Source organism: Flavobacterium sp. (genome assembly GCF_044373165.1).
Taxonomy (GTDB): domain Bacteria; phylum Bacteroidota; class Bacteroidia; order Flavobacteriales; family Flavobacteriaceae; genus Flavobacterium.
Genome location: NZ_JBILQL010000035.1, coordinates 1 through 21,080 on the forward strand (window position 1 = coordinate 1; position 21,080 = coordinate 21,080).

Below are 21,080 nucleotides of genomic sequence, written 5' to 3' on the forward strand. Positions count from 1 at the left end.
CCTCCGGAGTGAAGGAATCGTATAAGTCTTCGGGATATTTCCCTAAATATTTTTTGAATGTTTTGCGAACCAAAGGCGCTGACAATGGTGGTACAGAAAACTGCGACAAAGAAAATTTTTCCACATATGCTTGTGGCATGATGCTTTTGTCCATACTAAGCATTTGAGCCACTTTCAAAGCACTTCCCTTAAGGTTTTTCAATCCGTCGTAAATGTCTTCGGCGTTATTTTCGTTGAGCTTATCGCGGGTTAGAGACGGATTTACTATTTTTTCGCCATAATAGGCCATGTAGTTACCTCCTACTTTAATTCCGGTTTTAACCAACTGACCGGCGCGTTCTATTTTTCCCGTTGGAATTTTATCTAATGTTTTCATTTATTGCATTTTTTCTTTCCAAAGAAATTTGCCTAAATCAAACAAACTTTCCAATGGTTTGGTGTTTAATAAATCGACTACTGTGTTCACTGATTTTTCAATCAACACATCCGTCTTTTCAAAACCTTTTGAAGTATCGTCCATCCAAAACTTCAATAAGAATAAGAACTGAAGCCAAGCGCCTTCAGAGTAAACGGGTTCGGTTACTTTCGCCACTTTCCCGAATGGCTCTGAAGGTTCTGACTTAATGCTATCTACGATATATTTTTTAAAATGGTTTCGGAATGCTTTCAATTGCTTCAAATTCTTCAAACCTTCTTTGTTTTCATTAAGAGAAAACACTACATAACTTCGGTTCAAGGTTAAAATTTCGAACAAAGTAAAATAGAGTGTAAGCAGTTTGTTTTTATCGGAATACTGTTCAAACTCTTTTTCTTTTTCAATAGTAGCCACGGCATTTTCAAAAAACTTCACCCAAATTTGTTCCTTCAAAGCTTCCAATGAACCAAAGAATGAGTAAAATTCACTCTCCTCAATTGCATGGTTTTTACAAAAAATATAAGCGTTTTTTGGGGCTTCATTATTTTCCAATACTTCACTCATGTACCATGAAATGATAGCATTGTCATCAGCCTTATTTTTTGTGGTTTTTGCTTTTTTTGTGGTAGCCATAATATCGAGTTTTAGAACAGTGTAAATTTAATAATGTTTAATTATTCTTGAAAATTATTAAACAAAAAGTTTTGTTAAATGTTGTTCAAAAAAAATGAAAAAAGAACACCGGAGTTAATTAAAAAGCTCTATTCTCTAATTAATTGCATTGAATGAACTAAAAAAAGAGCGCTGCTTTGATGCTACAACCTTAACATTAACTCAACAAATAAGAAATTTTTATAATAATAAGGAGTCTATCGAAAAAGGTATGACCTCAAATATGGCAATAGATAACCTTATATTGTGGAGAAAAATAAACTTTACAGAAAATGTATGGTTAATTTATACATTACATAATTATAGTTGCCATTTAATAAAATATCTTTAATTAATTAACTGTTTTTTATTCTGTGTTCATGAAAAAATCAATATCCATTTTAATCACATTTCTCTTTTTGATTATTCAAAACAACATAACCGCTCAAGTGGGCATAGGAACTACGAATCCAAATGCTGCTTTAGACATAACTTCAACCGATAATGGTTTATTAATTCCAAGAGTAGCACTTACCAATACAGCAACAGTACTTCCTGTTCTAACCGGCATTAGATCAGAGCTTGTTTTCAATACGGCAACTGTAAACGATGTCACACCCGGATTTTATTACCTGAGTACCGATACAGGTCCTTGGATACGATTAGGCACTGTACCAACAAACTCATGGCTAACAACGGGAAACACCGGAATTATTGATGGCACCAACTTTATTGGAACAGCAGCTTCAACCAATGTTGACGTAGCTTTCAGAAGAAACAATTCTGCCGCCGGTAAAATTGGCACTTCAAACACTTCATTTGGATTATTCGCAGCCTCAAACAACAACTCTACCAACAATACTGCTTTTGGTGTAAATGCTTTACAAAACAGCACCAATGCAGCCTCTTCAAACAATGTAGCCATTGGATGGGGCGCATTGGATAACTTAGGTGCTAACAATACTGCGCAATGTGTTGCAGTGGGTGCAAACGCTTTCGGTTTAGCCACAACTAATAGTAATGGTGTTGCGGTTGGATATAATGCTGCCCAAGGCACAACAACTGGTATTGAAAATACCGCTATTGGAGCGGGTGCTTTGAACAACAACAGTGTCGGTCAACAATCAACTGCTGTGGGTAGAAATGCCTTATTTGATTCAACCGGAAGTTTTAACACAGGTGTCGGATATGCTGCCGGAACCAGTATTGGTGGCGGAAGTAACAACACCTGTATTGGCTATCAATCAAATACTTCTTCCGGAATAACAAATGGGACAGCTGTTGGTAATGGAGCTGTTTGTACTTTAAGCAATACTATGAAATTTGGAAATGCCGCTGTTTCAAATAATTATTTCAGCAATACTGTTAATGCGGTTACATTTACTGCTTCATCAGATTTGAGATATAAAAAAGAAATCAGCCCAATTTCGCCAAGCTTAGCAATTTTAAACAAACTTCAACCGGTAAATTATTATTTCAAAACGGAAGAAGAATTAACAGCCGAAAAAATAAAATCAGTCGCTTTCAGTGGCGATAAAACTCATGAAAAACAAGTTGGCTTTATTGCTCAAGAAGTTGAAAAACTTGTCCCGTATGTTGTACATACTGATGTTGAAGGCTATAAATCAATTGATTATTCTAAATTTTCACCTTACATTATCAAAGCTATTCAAGAACAACAACTGCTCATAGAACAGCTGATAAAAGCGAATGAAAAGCTGCTCAAAGACAATCAAGAAATCTTAAAACGTTTAGAAGCTTTGGAAAGTAAATAAAAAAGCTGTCTCGTATGAGACAGCTTTTTCAATAAATCAAATCGACAAGACACTATCTTCCGGCCTCTTTTTGTGCTTCTTGCACCATTTTTTCATTAGCTGTGATGGCAAACTCAACACGACGGTTTTGACTTCTGCCTTCAGGTGTATCGTTAGTTGCAATTGGATCGGCTATGCCTAAACCCGTGGTCACAAATCGAGAGGCAGACAATCCTTTACTTGAAAGATAGGCTTTCACAGAAGCCGCTCTTTGTTCAGACAAAGTCAGGTTGTATTCCGGCGTACCGGTACTGTCGGTGTAACCGTAAATTTGAATATTAGTGTCCGGATATTGGTTGAAAACCGGTACTAACTTGTCAAGATTCGCTTTAGCTGTAGCAGTCAAAGTAGATTTATTGGTATCAAAACGCACTGCATTTTCTCCCAAAACCAATCGGATTCCTTCGCCTACTCTTTCTACTTGTGCACCCGGAAGTGCCGTTTCAATTTCACGGGCTTGTTTGTCCATTTTTGTTCCAATCACGCCACCGGCAACACCACCGATTACACCTCCTAAAACCGCACCCAAAGCACCGTTACCGCCTTTGCCGATATTGTTTCCTAAAATACCGCCTAACACAGCACCGCCAACCGCTCCGATAGCTACACCTCGCTGTTGATTACTCGTATTTTTAACTGTTTCACATCCGGTGAATACTGAGGACATTATGAATACTAGTCCTAAAATAATTGTACTTAACTTTTTCATGTTTCTTTAATTTATTTTGTCAAATTGATATACTACTGCAGTCATTTTACCGGCTACATTGATTTGGTCCACCAATTGGAAAGACTTTTCCGTTTGGTTAGCCACTTTTAAAACATAACCCGATTTTATGGTTTTGGCTTTGGCTTCATCTAAAATTTTTAAGACAAATTCGCCTTCTTTATTAATAAACCAAGAAATTGGCGTTGAATAAACAGTACAACTCGGACTGTTAAGCGCCATACTCCCTTTGTTACTCATAGAGACAAACTTCCATTTACTACCGATAAAACACTTGGAATCGGCTAAATCAAAAGAAGTCACTTTGATTACTTCAGAACCCGGATAATTAACAGAAGAAATTACCCATTCTCCTTTGATTGCGGTTTGCGATTGCGAATCCAACTTTGTATTGGTCGCAGAATTTGTCGATTTACAAGACAAAAACAAAACCGATAATAAACCCATTATAATAATTTTTTTCATAACAATTGTATTACTATTTATTGACTACAAAGATACTGCTCTTTTTGATTGCCAATTACAAAATTATTCTATTTGCTTGTAGAATTGTTACTACGTCAATTTGTCATAAACTGAGTATTTGGTATTAGTTTTGACTGTCTAGTTTTAAATTGTTTAATTAAAAAATCAAAATATGACAACAGGAAAAATTAATGTATCAGTAGAAAACATCTTTCCGCTTATCAAGAAGTTTTTATACAGCGACCACGAAATTTTCTTGCGTGAATTGGTATCCAATGCTACGGATGCTACCTTAAAATTAAAGCATTTAACCAGTATTGGTGAAGCCAAAGTGGAATATGGCAACCCGATTATTGAAGTAAAAATTGACAAAGAAGGTAAAAAGCTACACCTCATCGATCAAGGTTTGGGAATGACCGCCGAAGAAGTAGAAAAGTACATCAACCAAGTGGCTTTTTCTGGCGCTGAAGAGTTTTTGGAAAAATATAAAGACTCTGCCAAAGATTCAGGTATCATAGGCCATTTCGGATTAGGATTCTATTCCGCCTTTATGGTAGCCGAAAAAGTAGAAATAATTACTAAATCATATAAAGATGAACCGGCTGCACACTGGACATGTGACGGTAGTCCGGAATTTACTTTGGAACCACATGACAAAACCGACCGTGGAACCGAAATCATCTTACACATAGCCGAAGATTCTTTAGAATTTTTAGAAGAATTTAAAATCCGTGAATTGTTGACCAAATACAACAAATTCATGCCGGTGCCGATTAAATTCGGAACTCGTAAAGAAGCGTTACCTATACCTGAAGATGCTGGCGAAGACTATAAAACCGAATATATTGAGGTTGACAACATCATCAACAATCCAAACCCGGCGTGGACTAAACAACCGGTGGATTTGACCGATGAAGATTATAAAAATTTCTACCGCGAATTGTATCCGATGCAGTTTGAAGAGCCGCTATTCAATATTCATTTGAATGTGGATTATCCGTTCAACCTAACCGGAATTTTATATTTCCCGAAAATGTCTGCCGATTTGCAATTGCAAAAAGACAAAATCCAATTGTACCAAAATCAGGTGTATGTGACCGACAATGTGGAAGGCATCGTTCCTGAGTTTTTAGGCATGCTGAAAGGAGTGATTGATTCACCGGATATTCCGTTAAACGTGTCGCGTTCTTATTTACAAGCCGATGGTAACGTAAAAAAAATCTCGAATTACATCACGCGTAAAGTGGCCGACAAATTGAAATCACTGTTCAACGAAAATCGTGAAGACTTCGAGAAAAAATGGAACGACATCAAAATCGTTTTGGAATACGGCATGTTATCGGAACCGAAATTTTACGAAAAAGCCGGCGATTTTGTTTTGTATCCAACAGTTGCTGACAAATATTATACGTTATCTGAATTGAAAGAAGCCATTGCTGCTAATCAAACCGACAAGAACGGCAAATTGGTTGTGCTATATGCTTCGAACAAAGACGCGCAACACAGTTATATTGAAATCGCTAAAGACAAAGGTTATGAAGTGCTGTTGTTAGATTCACCAATCGTTTCGCATTTGATTCAGAAATTAGAAGGTGACAACGAAAACTTAACATTTACTCGCGTCGATTCTGACCATATTGACAAATTGATTCAAAAAGAAGACACTCAAATCTCGAAATTGTCTGAGGAAGAATCAACCCAATTAAAAACCGTTTTAGAGGAAATAGTACCTAAAACCAATTACTCTGTTCAATTGGAACCTATGGACAGCCAAGCAGCGCCATTCATCATCACCCAACCGGAGTTTATTAGAAGAATGAAAGAAATGAGTCAAACCGGTGGCGGCGGCATGTTCGGGATGGGCAACTTCCCGGAAATGTACAATTTAGTGGTGAATACCAACTCGGATTTGGCCACTACTATTTTGAATACATCCGATAAATCGGCTCAGGAAAGTTTGGTCAAACAAGCGCTCGATTTAGCTAAAATCTCTCAAGGACTTTTGAAAGGAGAAGAATTAACCGCTTTTGTCAAGAGAAGTTTTGAATTGATTAAGTAAAAAGGGATTAGGAATAAGTAATAAGAAACCTGTGAGTAACAACTTGCAGGTTTTTTAATTTCCTATAACTGTACCTTCTTCTTTATTTTCTTTATTCAGCAAATTCGGATCTTCTTTAGCCAACTTGTTTTTGGTTGGTATTTTGTAGTTCAAAGTAAATCCAAATCTTCTGGTATCATATTTACTTCCAATTAAAACCGGCGTTCCAACTGCTGTTAAACCTTGTCGATTTGAATTGAGAATATCATCAAAATTCAAAGAAACAGAAAGTTGGTCTTTGAAAAATTTCTTTGAAAAGCTTAAATCTAAACTTTCATTAAATGGCTGTGTTGATACAAAATAAAAATAGTTTCCTCTGGTAGTTGTTGTATTGTAAGTAGCCACAAACTTAACTTCCTTGGGCAATACAATTTGAGACATTAAATTGAACATCCAAAATCCACGGGTGTCAAGGTTTGGAATTTGATGCATTTGGTAACCCGCATACAAGTAAAGAAAATTGATCTTATCCGGATTAAAATCAAACTTCATTGTTTCTTTTAATCCTTTGGTAAATAACATATAAGGCAATGGCATTCCTATATTAAAATTATGAATTTTTATTTCATTAACATTGATATTGGTATTAGTTACCTGATTATTATTGACAAAAACTCTATTGATCACTTGATTTTTAGCCACACTAACATTATAACCTATAAAAGCATAATCAAATGCGCTGATTTTTACTTCATAATTATCAAAAATGGTAGGCTGTAATTGTGGATTTCCGGTATACTCAATATTAGGATTTTGATAATTGGTGTTGTTTGGATTTAAAGAAGAGGTAGTTGGTAAACTGATTTTTTTATTGTAATTCACATTGAATAAAATCTGAGGTGCAAAATTATATTGTACCGTTGCATTGGGGAAAAATCGAAACTGCTTGAACGGAATTAATGCTGCGGTATCTGTATTTCCGGTAATATTATAATCTTCTGCTCTGGTTCCTAAGATGAAGTCTAATTTTTTATACTTTGTTTGAAACTCCAAATAACCTGCAACCGTTCTTCTGGTATAATCTAAATTAGTAAGTCCGAAATTTTGCGTTTCAAAAGACAACTCATCTACTAAAGTCCCAACGCTCATTTTTCCTTCATCCAGTAATTTCAGCGCTTGAGAATAATCTATTTTGAAATTAATATAATCCTGTTTAGAGGTGTTATCTAAAACATTTGTATTGAAAAGTCGGGAATCCAAGTTAAAATCAACATCATTCTGAGCAAAATTCAATCGAAAATCTAACTTTTTATTCTTATCGTCAAATCGCTTTTGGTAGGTGGCCACAGCATCTTGTCGCAATGTTTTTGTTTTACTGGCATCGACCGACTGAAAACCAGCTCCAAAACCCTCTGTATCAGCACTAGTATTGTTGAAATTCACATCATAATTCAACAATAACCTGTCTTTTTTAAAGTCAAAAGTAATCGCCGACTTGATAAAATTATTTCTGGAAACCCTGTCAGCATCAGTATCAGAAAGTATACTCGTGGTATTATCAATTTCCTTTTTAGTGATGTTTGACCAAAGTGCACTCTCACGGTAACTTTGACCAAGATTCAATTGCCATCCGAAAAGACTATTTTTGGCATTCAACAGCAAGCTATTATTAAATCGAGCCCTTACTTTATCATAAGAAGTAAAATTAGCACCCGAACTGTAAGTAGCACTCATGTACTTTTTGGCTTTTCTACTGGTTATGATATTTACAATGGCACCGCCGGAAGTAGCCGGAAACTCTGCGCCTGGCTGAGTAATAATCTCTATTTTTTCTACTGCATTAGCCGGCATTCCTTCTAAAAAAGCATTCAATTCATTAGAAGAAATATTCAAAGGTCTTCCATCCATAAATACATCCAACTGTTTTCCTTGGTACATCATACCGGCAACTTCGGAAATAATTAATCCGGGCAATTTTCGCAATCCCTCTAAAACAGAACCTGAATTTAAATGCGCTTGGCCTGCAAAATCAAAAATAGTTCTATCTGCTTTTTGCTCTACCGCTTTCTTTTCTTTGGTGATGGTAACCTCTTTTAGCTCTGTAACCTTTTCTTTTACTTCTTGAGCAAAACCTTTATGAATAGAAACAAAACTTATGGCAATTACAATATACTTTATTTTCATTTAAATTAATTTTTTACATGAGACCAATTCACACTAACAATGTTACAAAATAACGGCATAAAAACTGTAAACAATAAAGATATTTAGCGAACTTAGTAGCAATAATTACAGTTTACAAAAATGACCCTACAAATAGAAACTCCTGCCTTGCTTTTTTCAGCTACTTCCTTGATTTTATTGGCTTACACCAATCGTTTTTTGACGATAGCTCAAATTGTACGCAGTTTGAAAAAACATTATGACGAAGTACACACAAAAAGTATATTACTGCAAATCAAAAACTTAAACCTGCGCCTTTCCTTAATTCGTTATATGCAGCTTTTTGGCGTTTTGTGTTTGTTTCTTTCGGTATTCGCTATGTTGTGTTTGTTTGTGGATTGGCACACCGCCGGTATCTATCTTTTTGCTGCGAGTTTGTTGTGCTTACTAACTTCACTAGCGATTTCGTTTTGGGAAATCAGTATTTCGGTAACGGCTTTGCGCTTGCATTTGAGCGATTTGGAAGAGGAAAGTAAAAAATAAAACCGCTACGAAGTGTAACGGTTTCATCTTAATACTTTTGTCATACTACTATTTACTCAAATACATTTTTCTTCTGCTGTACAATTCGTAGAACTGATCGTCTTTTAAATCGTCTATGAACAAGATGCTTTCTCCGGTGGATTTCATTTCCGGTCCGAGTGCTTTGTTTACATTCGGGAATTTGCTGAAAGAAAACACCGGTTGCTTAATCGCATAGCCACTCAGTTTCGGATTGAAGGTAAAATCGGTTACTTTGTTATGACCTAACATCACTTTAGTTGCATAATTCACATACGGTTCGCCGTAAGCTTTTGCAATAAAAGGCACGGTGCGCGAGGCTCTCGGATTGGCTTCGATGATGTAAACGATATCGTCTTTGATGGCAAATTGGATGTTGATTAATCCAACGGTTCTCAAGGCCAAAGCAATTTTCTTTGTATGGTCTTTGATTTGTTGCATCACAAATTCACCCAAGTTGAACGGTGGTAAGGTCGCATTCGAATCGCCCGAGTGCACACCACAAGGTTCAATATGCTCCATGATTCCGATGATGTATACATTTTCGCCGTCGCAAATGGCATCCGCTTCGGCTTCTATCGCACCGTCTAAATAATGGTCGAGCAACAATTTATTCCCCGGTATATTTTTCAGCAAGTCGATTACATGTTCTTCCAACTCTTGTTTGTTGATGACAATTTTCATCCCTTGTCCGCCCAACACATAAGAAGGTCGAACCAATAACGGAAAATCTAACACATCCGCTAATGCTGAAGCTTGGTCGGCGTTTTCGGCTACACCAAATTTAGGAAACGGAATTTCTAACTCAGTCAACAATTCGGAGAAACGACCTCTGTCTTCAGCCAAATCAAGCGCATCAAAAGAAGTTCCCAAAATTTTGATGCCATAACGGTCTAATTTTTCAGCCAATTTTAAAGCAGTTTGTCCGCCTAGCTGAACGATTACACCTTCCGGTTTTTCGTGTTGAATAATGTCGTAAATATGTTCCCAAAATACCGGTTCGAAGTATAATTTATCGGCGGTATCAAAATCGGTGGAAACCGTTTCCGGATTACAGTTGATCATGATGGTTTCGTAACCGCATTCTTTGGCGGCTAAAACACCATGCACACAAGAATAGTCAAACTCAATGCCTTGTCCGATTCGGTTTGGCCCCGAACCTAAAACCACGACTTTCTTTTTCGGGGTGACAATACTTTCGTTATGAACATATTTTTCACCGCCCGCGGTTTGAATTTCGGCTTCAAAAGTAGAGTAATAATAAGGTGTCAAAGCTTTAAACTCGGCGGCACAAGTGTCAACCAATTTGTAAACACGCTTCACGTTCATTTCCTCGCGCAGCTTGTAAACTTGGCTCTCCAAACAACCCATCATGTGGGCAATTTGACGGTCACCGTAGCCTTTTTGTTTGGCTTCGAGCAATAATTCCTTGGGTAAAGAATCGACTTTGTATTGTGCGATTTCTTTCTCCAACAAATACAATTCTTCATATTGTTTCAAAAACCACATGTCGATTTTGGTGATTTCGTGGATTCTGCTCAATGGAATACCCATAGCAATCGCATCGTAAATCACAAAAACCCGATCCCAACTCGCGAAAGTCAGTTTTTCGATGATTTGTTCGTAGTTTTTATAGCCTTTTCCGTCTGCTCCTATTCCGTTTCTTTTGATTTCTAACGACTGAGTCGCTTTGTGCAAGGCTTCCTGGAACGAACGTCCAATGCCCATTACTTCCCCAACCGATTTCATTTGCAAGCCCAACGTTCGGTCGGAACCTTCAAATTTGTCGAAATTCCAACGCGGGATTTTTACGATAACGTAATCTAAAGTCGGTTCGAATAAGGCCGAAGTTGATTTGGTGATTTGGTTTTGCAATTCGTTTAAGTGATAGCCCAAAGCCAATTTTGTGGCAACTTTAGCAATCGGATAACCGGTAGCTTTAGATGCTAAGGCAGACGAACGCGATACACGCGGATTGATTTCGATGGCTACAATATCTTCTCTTTCATCGGGAGAAACGGCAAATTGCACGTTACAACCACCGGCAAAATTCCCGATGGAACGCATCATCAAAATCGCCATATCACGCATTTTTTGGAATGTCGTGTCGGATAAAGTCATGGCCGGCGCTACTGTAATCGAATCTCCGGTGTGGATGCCCATCGGATCCATATTTTCTATGGAACAAATGATGACTACATTATCATTTTGGTCGCGCAACAATTCCAATTCGTATTCTTTCCAACCTAGCAAAGCCTTGTCTATTAAGACTTCGTGTATGGGTGATGCTTCTAAACCTCGGGTTAGCAATTCGTCGAAATCTTCTTTTTTGTGTACAAAAGCGGCGCCGGTTCCGCCCAAAGTAAACGAAGGTCGGATTACTAAGGGAAAGCCAAACTCTTGAGCGATCTCTTTTCCTTTTAAGAAAGAGGTTGCGGTTTTGGCCGGAGCGGTGGGCACACCAATCCTTGCCAATAATTGTTTGAATTGCTCACGGTCTTCTGTGATGTTGATGGCATTAATATCTACACCTATTAACCTCACATTGAAGTCTTGCCAAATCCCTTTTTCGTCGGCTTCCAAACACAAGTTCAAAGCAGTTTGTCCGCCCATAGTTGGCAATACGGCATCAATTTGCGGATGTTCTTTTAGGATTTGGATAATCGATTTGGTAGTTAATGGCAAAAGGTATACATGATCGGCCATGCTGGGATCGGTCATAATCGTGGCCGGATTGGAGTTGATTAAGATGACTTCGATTCCTTCTTCTCTTAACGAACGAGCGGATTGAGAACCGGCATAGTCGAATTCGCAAGCTTGTCCGATTACGATTGGTCCGGAACCAATAATTAAAACCGATTTGATGGAGTTGTCTTTAGGCATTGTAGTTAGTTGTGTTTTATTTAGTTGTTCTCGTATTAATCTTTTTCCGAATGTCCACCGGACATTCTCCTCTTACTATCAAATGTATGTTGTGTGTTATAAGTTGTGTGTTCTATGTTTTGCTAAACCCTAGCCCCGATGGTAGTGGAAATCCTTTTTATTTTTTCTTTTTAAAAATAAAAAGATTGTAGCGAACAGCGGGAAATAGCTCCTAAAAATTATTAATATTTATGAACAGGTTTAAAAAAAAGCCGCTACTAATAAAAGTAACGGCTTGATATTGATTGATATAGAATCATTATTTTTTGTGTCTTGGTTCGCAAGATACTGTTAATTTATGTCTTCCTTTAGCTCTACGACGCGCAAGGACTTTTCTTCCATTTGCAGAAGCCATTCTGTCCATAAATCCGTGTTTATTTCTTCTTTTTCTTTTCGATGGTTGAAACGTTCTTTTGCTCATTGCTGTGTATCTTTAAAATCGTGTATTATTCTCTTTGTGTTGGTTCTTTCAAAACCGAGTGCAAATATACAAACCTTTTTTTTTCCGACAAGTACTTTTTTAAAAATATTTTTAATTCATTTCACTACCTTTGCAACCATAAAAAAATACAACAATATGTTTCACAGATTTATTAAATTAATTATAGCGGCTTTATTGGTTGCCACCGCCGTTTGGCAATTCACTGAAAGTAATATCGGCAATGGGATTTTCTTGATTTTATTGACTATTATCCCTATCTTTTTGTACTATAAAAATGAGTTTATTTTGTTGGCTTTCTTAAAATTGAGGAAACAAGATTTTGTCGGAGCTAAAAAATGGTTGGATAAAATTAAAAATCCGGAAACGGCTTTGGTGAGAAAACAACAAGGTTACTTTAACTATTTACACGGGTTGATGACTTCTCAAACCAATTTGCACCAATCGGAAAAGTATTTCAGAAAAGCCATTGAACTGGGCTTGAGTATGGATATGGATTTAGCGGTTGCTAAATTAAACTTGGCCGGTATTGCCATGTCGAAAAGACGCAAAATGGAAGCTACGACTTTGCTAAACGAAGCCAAAAAACTCGACAAGCAAAACATGCTGAACGATCAAATTAAAATGATGAAAGAGCAGTTGAAGAAGATTTAGTGTTCAGTTTACAGTGTTCAGTAAGCAGTAGAATTTTTATAAAAAAAACGTCCTGAGATTTTCAGGACGTTTTTTTTATCTGAACACTGCCAACTGAACACTGCACACTTTTTAATAGCCTTCCAGCGGAATTTCTATTTCATAGCGTTTTTTGGTTGGGTTGACCAGCTTTTTATCCCGCAACCACGGATTGTGAATTTTTAGAATCTTATAATTAATCCCTTGCGAAATGGCGAATCCTGTTAAATCAGTTATAGAGCTGTCTACTGCTACTTTTTTGGTTGGAATTCGGGTGTATAAATCACTTGAATAAATGTTAAAACCGTATTTAACCGGTTGGCGCATGATTTCTTTGAGCGCTAAAATTCGGAATACATAACGAGACGTTTCTTCGGTTAATCCCAAATCGTAATAATTGGCAACCTTTTGCTCTTCTATTCTTTTGGTAATCCCGTTCATACCGCCGTTATAGGAAGCTGCGGCCAATGTCCAAGAACCGAATTTTTCTTTGGCGCTCAGCAAATAGCGACAGGCGGCTTCGGTGGATTTTTCCAAATGGTATCTTTCATCAACTATGTCGTTCACTTCCATGCCCTTTTCTTTGGCTGTTTCGGGCATAAATTGCCATACACCTCGAGCACCGGCTGATGAAACCGCATTGACCAAACCACTTTCGATTACGGCCAAATATTTAAAATCATCGGGCACTCCGTATTTCGCCAGTATAGGTTCAATGATGGGAAATACACGGTTGGCTCTTTTGATAATCAGTGCTGTGGTGGCATCGAGATTGGCATTGATGAGTAATTCTCTGTCCAATCTTTCGCGAACATCTGAAATTTGTAAGGGTGCTTTTTCTCCGGCAAAATCAACTTCGGCAGGAAAATACATGGCTGAGCCTTCGTGCAGTAATTTTTCTTTCGTAGTCCCGGAAATTCCATAAACCAAAACACCCAACAATACACCTACCGCCAGTAAGGATATCAAAATTTTATTCGTTTTCATAATCGTATTTTTTGAATTGCAATGGTTATTGCTTTAAATGGTAAAACTACAAAAAACGAATCTAAACGGTTACTTCTCTAAGATAATTTTAGGCAAATTTTCGTTCAACCATTTGTATTTATTCAAAATCATGATGTGCGTTCCGCCTTTTACGGGGATGAATTCTTTTATGTATTTGGGCGGAAAAACCTCATCGGCATCACCGTGAATATGGATAATTTCAGGGTCGATTTCCTTTCTGCTCCAATTGATGATTTGCTCTATGGCCCAATCCAAATACTGTTTATTTCGAACCGACAGAAACTTTTCATACAACACCAATCGCTGTTTTACGATAGAAGAACCAAAAGAAAACTTCAATAACGATTCGATATTTTCAAATAATTGGGTTGGAATGAGTTTATAGGCTTTAGTAGTTTTGGCAATTTTGAATCGTCTTGGAAACTCGGTATTGGCTTTGACACTTGAGATGATAATAACCTTTTGCGGTTTTAAAAACGCTTTCATTTCCTGAACCAAAACACCTCCGAAAGAAACACCAACCAACACAGGATTTTCATGGGTTACTTTTTGAGCCATTCGCTTAGCGTAAGCTTCTAAACTCTCGTTCACTAACGGAATTTCCCATTCCAGCAAATGCATTTCAAATAAGTCCGTCGGCAATTGAATTCTTTCAAAAATAGTTGAACTTGCCGCCAAACCCGGCATAAAGTAAACGTGTATTTTAGTCATTATTTAACTGTAAACTCGTTAATTATTAGTAAATTTGCCTAAAAATAATCCTTTTATTTTACTTGATGATGAACACAACGTTAATTTCAGAAAAAATGGAAATTAAAGACAACACCTTTGCTCGGCAGTTTGAAACATTGGTTGACGGTAAATTGATTTCTGTTGAATATTCCTTTCAAGAGAAGAAAATATTCCTGACCAGAATTAATACTTTTGACGGCTTTAATGATGAAGAGTTGATTAATGAATTGCTCAAAAACATTATGGAAATTGCTTATGAACGCAAACTGAAAGTAGTTCCGATTTTACCCAAGATTGCACTTTTCTTTAGAAAAAATTCAACCTACAAAGATTTATTACCGCCCGGTATCAAAATCTAATTTCAAATAAATTTTAGTAAAGTCGCTCTCAAGGCGGCTTTTTTTATAGATTTTAGTATTTTTATACAATGAATACAGCCGACTTCCGACAAGAAATTATCGCTTACTTCGAGAATATCGACAAATACTACGGTTCCAAAACCGAAATTACGGAAGGATTGTGTACCGATATCAATACTTTAGATGCCAACCATACCACATGGAATTTATCGGAATTTGAGCTGATTCGTTCCGCCTACCGCAATACAGGCGATAAATTTATGATGGAGGGCAACAATATGTATTACGAAATTTCAGCCGATAGGATAGTTGGTTTTCAGCAATTGGGCAGACACAAATTTGAATTCATTGAACAATACAGCGAAACCGTATTCCGAATTACCAAGATACGTTTTCATTATAAATATTAAAAAAATCATAGTCAAAGTCCCCTAAAACAAGCCCTTTCTCCTATTTTACCCTCAACCTTAAGATTGGCTTAATTTTTTGGCATCAAATTTGGATGTGCCCAAAACAGAAATAATTCGCTTGGCAAATCCGGAATGCTGAAAATTATTTTGAATAAAAAAATCAGTATTAATTTTTCTAAAACTCATTCTCATGAAAAAATTTCATTTTTTTTCAGCAGTCCTTGTCATGCTCATTTTTTCGGGCTGTAAACAAGGCGCTGGGCAATACGAAGCCGCTGCCGATACAACAGCTGTTGAAGCAGCCGACACCGAATTGTTACTGCCAAATCCTGACGATGCGGTCAGCATTAACGAAAACACCGAAAGCTATGCCGAACTCATAGAAAACCCTTTCGAATCCCCGAAAATTGCACCATTATCTACTTTTTCTATCGATGTTGACAATGCAGCTTATACCAATATCCGACGATTTATTAACAATGGCCAACCTGTTCCTAAAGACGCGGTTCGTGTGGAAGAAATGGTAAACTTTTTCAAATACCAATATCCGCAACCTATAGATGAACATCCTTTTTCTATTAACACAGAGTACAGTCAAAGTCCATGGAACACGAAACACAAGTTATTGCGCATTGGCTTACAAGGCCAAAATATTCCAACCCAAAACTTACCGGCTTCCAATTTGGTTTTCTTGGTAGACGTTTCCGGTTCGATGAGCGATGACAACAAGTTGCCTTTATTGAAAGAATCAATGAAAGTATTGGTCAAAGAATTGCGTGCCAAAGACAAAGTTTCCATTGTAGTCTATGCCGGCGCTGCGGGTGTTGTTTTAGAACCAACAACGGGCGACGACAAAGAAACCATCATCGAAGCGTTTGACAACTTGAACGCCGGCGGTAGTACGGCTGGTGGCGAAGGCATTGAGTTGGCGTACCAATTGGCCAAGCAAAACTTTATCAAAGGAGGAAATAACCGCGTGATTTTAGCCACCGACGGCGATTTCAACGTAGGCAAATCCTCCGACGCAGACATGGAAGATTTGATTGAAGACAAAAGAAAATCGGGTATCTTCTTAACTGTTTTAGGTTATGGCATGGGCAATTACAAAGACAGTAAAATGGAAATCTTAGCCGACAAAGGCAACGGTAATTATGCTTACATCGATAATATTCAAGAAGCCAATCGCTTTTTGGGAAGAGAATTTAAAGGTTCGTTATTTGCGATTGCCAAAGATGTAAAAATCCAAATCGAATTCAACCCAAAACACGTGCAAGCTTACCGATTAATTGGCTATGAAAACCGAAAATTAAAAGCCGAAGATTTCAAAAACGACGCAATTGATGCCGGAGAATTGGGCAGTGGTCACACTGTAACGGCTTTATACGAAATCATTCCGGTTGGTGTGGATAGCGATTTTGTACCTTCAGATTTGAAATACACCAAAGTCAAAACCGACAACGAAGGTCAGTATAACGAAGAACTCGCCACCATTAAATTCCGCTACAAAAAGCCGGATGGCGAAAAAAGTATAGAAATGATTAAAACCATTGCCGATCAAGCTGTAACCTTAGCGCAAAGTTCAAAAGATTTCAAGTTCAGTAGCGCTGTAGCTTGGTTTGGATTGAAATTGAGAGATTCCAAATACATCTCAGAAAAATCAACCGACGCCATCAAAAGCTTGGCACAATCAGGCTTGAATTATGACGAAGACGGTTACAAAGCCGAATTTATTCGATTAGTCGAAGTCGTTAATTAATTCCAAAAAGAAACCCTGATTTTTAATCAGGGTTTTGTATTTATACGGTAACATTGGTAAAAGCCATACGAACAGCGCCGTCTTCATCAATGTGTGTGAGTTGAATCTCGTGCAGCGTATTAACCAATTCCGGATGCCAAGGCGTTTTTACCTTAACATAGTTTTCAGTAAAACCGTGAATGTATCCTTCTTTGTTTTCGCCTTCAAACAAAACGGTTCTGTGAGTTCCAATTTGACTTTCGTAGAAAGCTCGGCGTTTTTTTACTGATAAGCCGCGGAGCATTTTACTGCGTTTCGCTCTAACATTCATAGGAACCACGCCATCCAACAAAACGGCTTCGGTATTGTCTCTTTCAGAATACGTAAACACGTGTAAATACGAAATATCCAAATCGTTTAAGAAATGGTAAGTTTCCAAGAAATGATCCTCGGTTTCACCCGGAAAGCCTACAATAACATCCACACCGATACAAGCATGCGGCATCACTTCACGAATTTTGGCAACCCTTTCAGTATAAACTTCTCGCAAATAGCGACGTTTCATTTTCTTTAAAATATCGTTGCTGCCGCTTTGCAACGGTATATGGAAATGCGGCACAAAAGTGCGGCTTTGCGATACAAATTCGATGGTTTCATTTTTTAATAAATTAGGCTCGATAGAAGAAATGCGCAATCTTTCGATGCCTTCTACTTCGTCTAAAGCTTTGACCAAGTCCAAAAAAGTATGTTCGTGTTTTTTATTTCCAAATTCGCCTTTCCCGTAATCTCCAATATTGACACCGGTTAACACAATTTCTTTGATGCCTTGTTGGGAAATCTCGTAGGCATTTTTCAATACATTGTCTAAAGCGTCGCTTCGAGAAATGCCTCGGGCTAACGGAATGGTACAATAAGTGCACTTGTAATCACAGCCGTCTTGTACTTTTAGAAACGCACGAGTTCTGTCGCCTATAGAATAACTGCCGACATAAAAATCGGCTTCTTCAATTTCACATGAATGCACTTCGCCCATTTGGTTTTTAGACAAATCGTTAAGGTAATCGGTGATTTTGAATTTTTCGGTAGCACCGAGAACCAAATCGACACCATCAACAGCGGCTAATTCTTCCGGTTTTAATTGGGCATAACAACCAACGGCTGCTACGAAAGCATTTTCGTTGAGCTTGAGTGCTTTTTTAACCACTTGTTTGAATTGTTTATCCGCATTGTCGGTTACTGAACAAGTATTGATGACATAGATGTCGGCTACTTCTTCAAAATCAACGCGTTCAAAACCTTCGTCTTGAAAATTTCTCGCGATGGTAGAAGTCTCGGAGAAATTCAATTTGCACCCTAAAGTATAAAAGGCGACTTTCTTTTTATTTTCCATACGTAAGCTCAATTGATGAAATCGTTGTCAAAAATTGAGGGAGCAAAGATAATTCAATTTGAAGATTATACAATTTGAAAATTTGAAAATGTACTATATAGATGAACTAACGTTCAAATCAAAACTATTCCTTTCGATATTTCTGCGTTATTTCAAAAACGTGTTGTAAAATGTTTGCGTCTTGTTCGGTAAATTCGACATTGCGTCGGGCCATTACAATTTTGGCGGTTTGAAAAGCCTTGGATGTCAAATACGTAGTAAAACCGGAAGCACCGCCCCAAGAAAAACTCGGTACAAAATTTCTGGGGAAACCGGCTCCGAATATATTGGCTGAAACACCAACTACGGTTCCGGTATTGAACATAGTGTTGATGCCACATTTGCTGTGATCGCCCATCATTAGGCCGCAGAATTGCAAACCGGTTTTGGCAAAACCTTCGGTTTCATAACTCCACAAACGCACTTCTTCGTAGTTGTTTTTCAAATTCGAATTGTTGCTGTCGGCGCCAATATTGCACCACTCGCCCAATACGGCATTGCCTAAAAATCCGTCGTGTCCTTTGTTGGAATAGCCCATTAAAACGGAGTTGCTTACTTCGCCGCCAATCACAGAATGAGGTCCAACAGTAGTCGCACCGTACACTTTGGTGGCCAACTTAACCCTACCCGATTCGCACAAAGCAAAAGGGCCACGAATCACAGAACCTTCCATAATTTCGGCATTTTTTCCGATATAAATGGGTCCAGAAGCTGCGTTTAAAGTCACAAACTCGAGCTTTGCCCCTTCTTCAATAAAAATATTTTCGGGCGATATAACGTTGACACTTTTAGGAATGGGTTGGGAATGTCTGCCATCGGTAATTAAGTCGAAGTCCTCGCGTAACGCTGCATCATTTTTGGCGAAAATATCCCAAGTATGTTCGATTTTCAATCCTTCTTCAGTATATTCGATGATTTCATAAGCATCAAAATCGACTTCTTCTTGGGTATCATTTGTATAAAAAGCCACTACTTCATCGCCTTGGAAAATAGCTTGGTTTTTCTCTAAACTCTTTACCATTTCAATCAATACCTCATTGGGTAAAAACGCGGCATTAATCATCACATTGTCTTCCATTTCAACCATCGGAAATTTTTCCGAAAGGTATTCCTCTGTTAAGGTTGTGGTAGTGTAGCCGAGGTATTTCTCCCATTTTTCGCGTATGGTTAATATGCCGACACGGATATCGGCAACCGGTCTGGTAAAAGTAAAAGGCAACAAAGCATTGCGCACCGTACCGTCAAAAAGTATATAGTTCATTGGATATAATTTCAAAGTTGCAAAGTCCCAAAGTTACAAAGTTTCGGCTGACTTCTGAAAATAAAAAAACCACTCACTTTCGTGAATGGTCTCTCTAAAATTTGAACACTAAATCCCGAAGGTTCGAGACTATTTAGCGTGTTTAGCGTATTTGCTTTTGAATTTATCAATACGTCCAGCTGTATCGATAAGTTTAGATTTACCTGTATAAAACGGGTGAGATGTTCTAGAAATCTCCATTTTGTACACCGGGTATTCAACACCTTCGTGAACGATAGTTTCTCTGGTTTCAACTGTAGATTTAGTGATGAACACATCTTCGTTAGACATGTCTTTGAAAGCAACTAATCTGTAATTTTCCGGGTGAATTCCTTTTTTCATGATAAATCTTTTTATGTTTTTGAAGTAGTTCGTTTTGAAGCTTTCTACTCGAAAGGTGTAAACTGGCTACAACTTTTTGTTAATTTGTTTTTTTTATTTGAGAGTGCAAAAATACAATTTTTTTATAAAAATCAAAGTGAAGTGTAACTTTTTTTAATTGTTTTAAACTTACTGTTAAGTAATAACGGAATTACTATATTTGTTAATTAATTTTAAAATAAGATTTATGGACGCAATTTTGAAAAAAAACGCCATTAACTATGGTTTAATTTCTGGTTTAATAGGAGTATTGGCTACAGTAACTATGTACTCTATTGATTTGAAGCTTTTTGTTAATATGTGGATTGGATTTTCATTACTAGCTGTTTGGATAATAATTGGAGTATTGCTTTTGAGTAAATGCAAAAAAGAAAAAGCAGGAAATCTGACTTTTAAAGAAGGCTTCACTGCGTATTTCTTATCTGCGCTTATAGGAATACTAATATCTACAGCTTTCAATATTTTTCTGTTGAATATTTTTGATACTGAAGCGAGAGATCAAATTACAGAGCATCTTGTGAAGTTTCAAGTTGAAATGTTAGAAAAATTTGGTGGCACAGCTGAGCAAATAACACAAGCAGAAGAAGAAATTAGAACCAAAGCACAGTTTTCAGTGAAAGGCCAATTGTTCGGTATTGTCCAATCTTTAATTGGTTCTATAATTTTAGGATTGATATTAGCCGCTATTTTTAAATCAAAAACCAGAGAGGATTTTTAATGAATCTATCCATTATAATTCCGCTTTTAAACGAGCAGGAATCTTTGCCCGAATTACACCAATGGATTGTCAAAGTAATGACAGCCCACAACTATACCTATGAAGTTATCTTTATTGACGATGGAAGTACTGATGACTCAT

Annotated in this window: 20 protein-coding genes and 1 pseudogene; 9 read left to right on the plus strand and 12 right to left on the minus strand. The window is 37.4% G+C overall.

Annotated features, from left to right (window positions below; translation table 11 throughout):
• Both ACIQ32_RS06475 and ACIQ32_RS06480 read right to left on the minus strand, forming a co-directional pair.
• Positions 1-376: pseudogene (locus ACIQ32_RS06475) on the minus strand (AarF/ABC1/UbiB kinase family protein); the annotation flags it as partial.
• A complete protein-coding gene (locus tag ACIQ32_RS06480; protein WP_396194876.1) occupies positions 377-1,048 on the minus strand; it encodes a TetR family transcriptional regulator C-terminal domain-containing protein in 672 nt (223 codons plus the stop codon). It lies immediately after the preceding pseudogene.
• A gap of 398 nt (positions 1,049-1,446) precedes the next feature.
• On the opposite strand from ACIQ32_RS06480, the gene ACIQ32_RS06485 reads away from it, so the two are divergent.
• On the plus strand, positions 1,447-2,841 hold the full coding sequence (locus ACIQ32_RS06485; protein WP_396194877.1) for a tail fiber domain-containing protein: 1,395 nt from the start codon (positions 1,447-1,449) through the stop codon (positions 2,839-2,841).
• Positions 2,842-2,893: 52 nt separating this feature from the next.
• Here ACIQ32_RS06485 and ACIQ32_RS06490 read toward each other — a convergent pair whose 3' ends face one another.
• Positions 2,894-3,589, minus strand: a complete 696-nt coding sequence (locus ACIQ32_RS06490) for an OmpA family protein (protein ID WP_396194878.1) — start codon at positions 3,587-3,589, stop codon at positions 2,894-2,896.
• Positions 3,590-3,595: 6 nt separating this feature from the next.
• Positions 3,596-4,072, minus strand: coding sequence for a hypothetical protein (locus ACIQ32_RS06495; RefSeq protein ID WP_396194879.1), 477 nt, complete (start codon positions 4,070-4,072; stop codon positions 3,596-3,598).
• A 172-nt stretch (positions 4,073-4,244) separates the two neighbouring features.
• On the opposite strand from ACIQ32_RS06495, the gene htpG reads away from it, so the two are divergent.
• Positions 4,245-6,131 carry a molecular chaperone HtpG gene (htpG, locus tag ACIQ32_RS06500; protein ID WP_396194880.1) on the plus strand — a complete coding sequence of 629 codons (1,887 nt, stop codon included), beginning with the start codon at positions 4,245-4,247 and terminating at the stop codon, positions 6,129-6,131.
• Positions 6,132-6,185: 54 nt separating this feature from the next.
• Here the strand turns inward: htpG and ACIQ32_RS06505 are convergent, their stop codons facing one another.
• The gene (locus tag ACIQ32_RS06505; protein WP_396194881.1) at positions 6,186-8,294 is read right to left on the minus strand and encodes a TonB-dependent receptor domain-containing protein; all 2,109 of its coding nucleotides are present in this window, start codon (positions 8,292-8,294) and stop codon (positions 6,186-6,188) included.
• Between the two features lie 120 nt (positions 8,295-8,414).
• On the opposite strand from ACIQ32_RS06505, the gene ACIQ32_RS06510 reads away from it, so the two are divergent.
• Positions 8,415-8,816: a DUF2721 domain-containing protein gene (locus ACIQ32_RS06510; RefSeq protein WP_396194882.1), complete on the plus strand. Its 402-nt coding sequence runs from the start codon at positions 8,415-8,417 to the stop codon at positions 8,814-8,816.
• A gap of 48 nt (positions 8,817-8,864) precedes the next feature.
• Here ACIQ32_RS06510 and carB read toward each other — a convergent pair whose 3' ends face one another.
• Positions 8,865-11,717, minus strand: a complete 2,853-nt coding sequence (gene carB, locus ACIQ32_RS06515; RefSeq protein ID WP_396194883.1) for a carbamoyl-phosphate synthase large subunit — start codon at positions 11,715-11,717, stop codon at positions 8,865-8,867.
• Positions 11,718-12,015: 298 nt separating this feature from the next.
• On the minus strand, positions 12,016-12,177 hold the full coding sequence (gene rpmH, locus ACIQ32_RS06520; protein WP_007136275.1) for a 50S ribosomal protein L34: 162 nt from the start codon (positions 12,175-12,177) through the stop codon (positions 12,016-12,018).
• A gap of 156 nt (positions 12,178-12,333) precedes the next feature.
• Here rpmH and ACIQ32_RS06525 point away from each other — a divergent pair, with 156 nt between their 5' ends.
• On the plus strand, positions 12,334-12,849 hold the full coding sequence (locus tag ACIQ32_RS06525; protein WP_396194884.1) for a DUF2892 domain-containing protein: 516 nt from the start codon (positions 12,334-12,336) through the stop codon (positions 12,847-12,849).
• A gap of 111 nt (positions 12,850-12,960) precedes the next feature.
• On the opposite strand, the gene ACIQ32_RS06530 is transcribed toward ACIQ32_RS06525, so the two are convergent.
• Together ACIQ32_RS06530 and ACIQ32_RS06535 are read right to left on the minus strand one after the other, a co-directional pair.
• A complete protein-coding gene (locus ACIQ32_RS06530) occupies positions 12,961-13,854 on the minus strand; it encodes a lytic transglycosylase domain-containing protein (RefSeq protein ID WP_396194885.1) in 894 nt (297 codons plus the stop codon).
• 69 nt (positions 13,855-13,923) lie between these two features.
• Entirely contained in the window at positions 13,924-14,586 is a 663-nt protein-coding gene (locus tag ACIQ32_RS06535) for an alpha/beta hydrolase (protein WP_396194886.1), read from the minus strand.
• Between the two features lie 95 nt (positions 14,587-14,681).
• Here ACIQ32_RS06535 and ACIQ32_RS06540 point away from each other — a divergent pair, with 95 nt between their 5' ends.
• The 3 genes from ACIQ32_RS06540 (at position 14,682) to ACIQ32_RS06550 (ending at position 17,132) form a co-directional block, all read left to right on the plus strand.
• A complete protein-coding gene (locus ACIQ32_RS06540; RefSeq protein ID WP_395632440.1) occupies positions 14,682-14,966 on the plus strand; it encodes a GNAT family N-acetyltransferase in 285 nt (94 codons plus the stop codon).
• Positions 14,967-15,034: 68 nt separating this feature from the next.
• Entirely contained in the window at positions 15,035-15,376 is a 342-nt protein-coding gene (locus ACIQ32_RS06545; RefSeq protein ID WP_396194887.1) for a hypothetical protein, read from the plus strand.
• 190 nt (positions 15,377-15,566) lie between these two features.
• Positions 15,567-17,132, plus strand: coding sequence for a von Willebrand factor type A domain-containing protein (locus ACIQ32_RS06550; protein ID WP_396194888.1), 1,566 nt, complete (start codon positions 15,567-15,569; stop codon positions 17,130-17,132).
• A gap of 40 nt (positions 17,133-17,172) precedes the next feature.
• On the opposite strand, the gene mtaB is transcribed toward ACIQ32_RS06550, so the two are convergent.
• The 3 genes from mtaB to ACIQ32_RS06565 form a co-directional block, all read right to left on the minus strand.
• Positions 17,173-18,501, minus strand: a complete 1,329-nt coding sequence (gene mtaB, locus ACIQ32_RS06555; RefSeq protein ID WP_396194889.1) for a tRNA (N(6)-L-threonylcarbamoyladenosine(37)-C(2))-methylthiotransferase MtaB — start codon at positions 18,499-18,501, stop codon at positions 17,173-17,175.
• 124 nt (positions 18,502-18,625) lie between these two features.
• Complete coding sequence (locus ACIQ32_RS06560) at positions 18,626-19,801, minus strand: GlmU family protein (RefSeq protein ID WP_396194890.1); 1,176 nt, start codon at positions 19,799-19,801, stop codon at positions 18,626-18,628.
• Between the two features lie 129 nt (positions 19,802-19,930).
• Positions 19,931-20,182: a type B 50S ribosomal protein L31 gene (locus ACIQ32_RS06565; RefSeq protein WP_396194891.1), complete on the minus strand. Its 252-nt coding sequence runs from the start codon at positions 20,180-20,182 to the stop codon at positions 19,931-19,933.
• A gap of 226 nt (positions 20,183-20,408) precedes the next feature.
• Here ACIQ32_RS06565 and ACIQ32_RS06570 point away from each other — a divergent pair, with 226 nt between their 5' ends.
• The gene (locus tag ACIQ32_RS06570) at positions 20,409-20,939 is read left to right on the plus strand and encodes a DUF4199 domain-containing protein (protein WP_396194892.1); all 531 of its coding nucleotides are present in this window, start codon (positions 20,409-20,411) and stop codon (positions 20,937-20,939) included.
• The coding region (locus ACIQ32_RS06575) for a glycosyltransferase (RefSeq protein ID WP_396194893.1) at positions 20,939-21,080 on the plus strand (142 nt) is incomplete at its 3' end. The genes ACIQ32_RS06570 and ACIQ32_RS06575, both read left to right, overlap by 1 nt.

Coding starts and splice junctions, on each gene's coding strand:
- ACIQ32_RS06480 (WP_396194876.1), bottom strand. CDS start 1,048: ATGGCTACCACAAAAAAAGCAAAAACCACAAAAAATAAGGCTGATGAC.
- ACIQ32_RS06485 (WP_396194877.1), top strand. CDS start 1,447: ATGAAAAAATCAATATCCATTTTAATCACATTTCTCTTTTTGATTATT.
- ACIQ32_RS06490 (WP_396194878.1), bottom strand. CDS start 3,589: ATGAAAAAGTTAAGTACAATTATTTTAGGACTAGTATTCATAATGTCC.
- ACIQ32_RS06495 (WP_396194879.1), bottom strand. CDS start 4,072: ATGAAAAAAATTATTATAATGGGTTTATTATCGGTTTTGTTTTTGTCT.
- htpG (WP_396194880.1), top strand. CDS start 4,245: ATGACAACAGGAAAAATTAATGTATCAGTAGAAAACATCTTTCCGCTT.
- ACIQ32_RS06505 (WP_396194881.1), bottom strand. CDS start 8,294: ATGAAAATAAAGTATATTGTAATTGCCATAAGTTTTGTTTCTATTCAT.
- ACIQ32_RS06510 (WP_396194882.1), top strand. CDS start 8,415: ATGACCCTACAAATAGAAACTCCTGCCTTGCTTTTTTCAGCTACTTCC.
- carB (WP_396194883.1), bottom strand. CDS start 11,717: ATGCCTAAAGACAACTCCATCAAATCGGTTTTAATTATTGGTTCCGGA.
- rpmH (WP_007136275.1), bottom strand. CDS start 12,177: ATGAGCAAAAGAACGTTTCAACCATCGAAAAGAAAAAGAAGAAATAAA.
- ACIQ32_RS06525 (WP_396194884.1), top strand. CDS start 12,334: ATGTTTCACAGATTTATTAAATTAATTATAGCGGCTTTATTGGTTGCC.
- ACIQ32_RS06530 (WP_396194885.1), bottom strand. CDS start 13,854: ATGAAAACGAATAAAATTTTGATATCCTTACTGGCGGTAGGTGTATTG.
- ACIQ32_RS06535 (WP_396194886.1), bottom strand. CDS start 14,586: ATGACTAAAATACACGTTTACTTTATGCCGGGTTTGGCGGCAAGTTCA.
- ACIQ32_RS06540 (WP_395632440.1), top strand. CDS start 14,682: ATGGAAATTAAAGACAACACCTTTGCTCGGCAGTTTGAAACATTGGTT.
- ACIQ32_RS06545 (WP_396194887.1), top strand. CDS start 15,035: ATGAATACAGCCGACTTCCGACAAGAAATTATCGCTTACTTCGAGAAT.
- ACIQ32_RS06550 (WP_396194888.1), top strand. CDS start 15,567: ATGAAAAAATTTCATTTTTTTTCAGCAGTCCTTGTCATGCTCATTTTT.
- mtaB (WP_396194889.1), bottom strand. CDS start 18,501: ATGGAAAATAAAAAGAAAGTCGCCTTTTATACTTTAGGGTGCAAATTG.
- ACIQ32_RS06560 (WP_396194890.1), bottom strand. CDS start 19,801: ATGAACTATATACTTTTTGACGGTACGGTGCGCAATGCTTTGTTGCCT.
- ACIQ32_RS06565 (WP_396194891.1), bottom strand. CDS start 20,182: ATGAAAAAAGGAATTCACCCGGAAAATTACAGATTAGTTGCTTTCAAA.
- ACIQ32_RS06570 (WP_396194892.1), top strand. CDS start 20,409: ATGGACGCAATTTTGAAAAAAAACGCCATTAACTATGGTTTAATTTCT.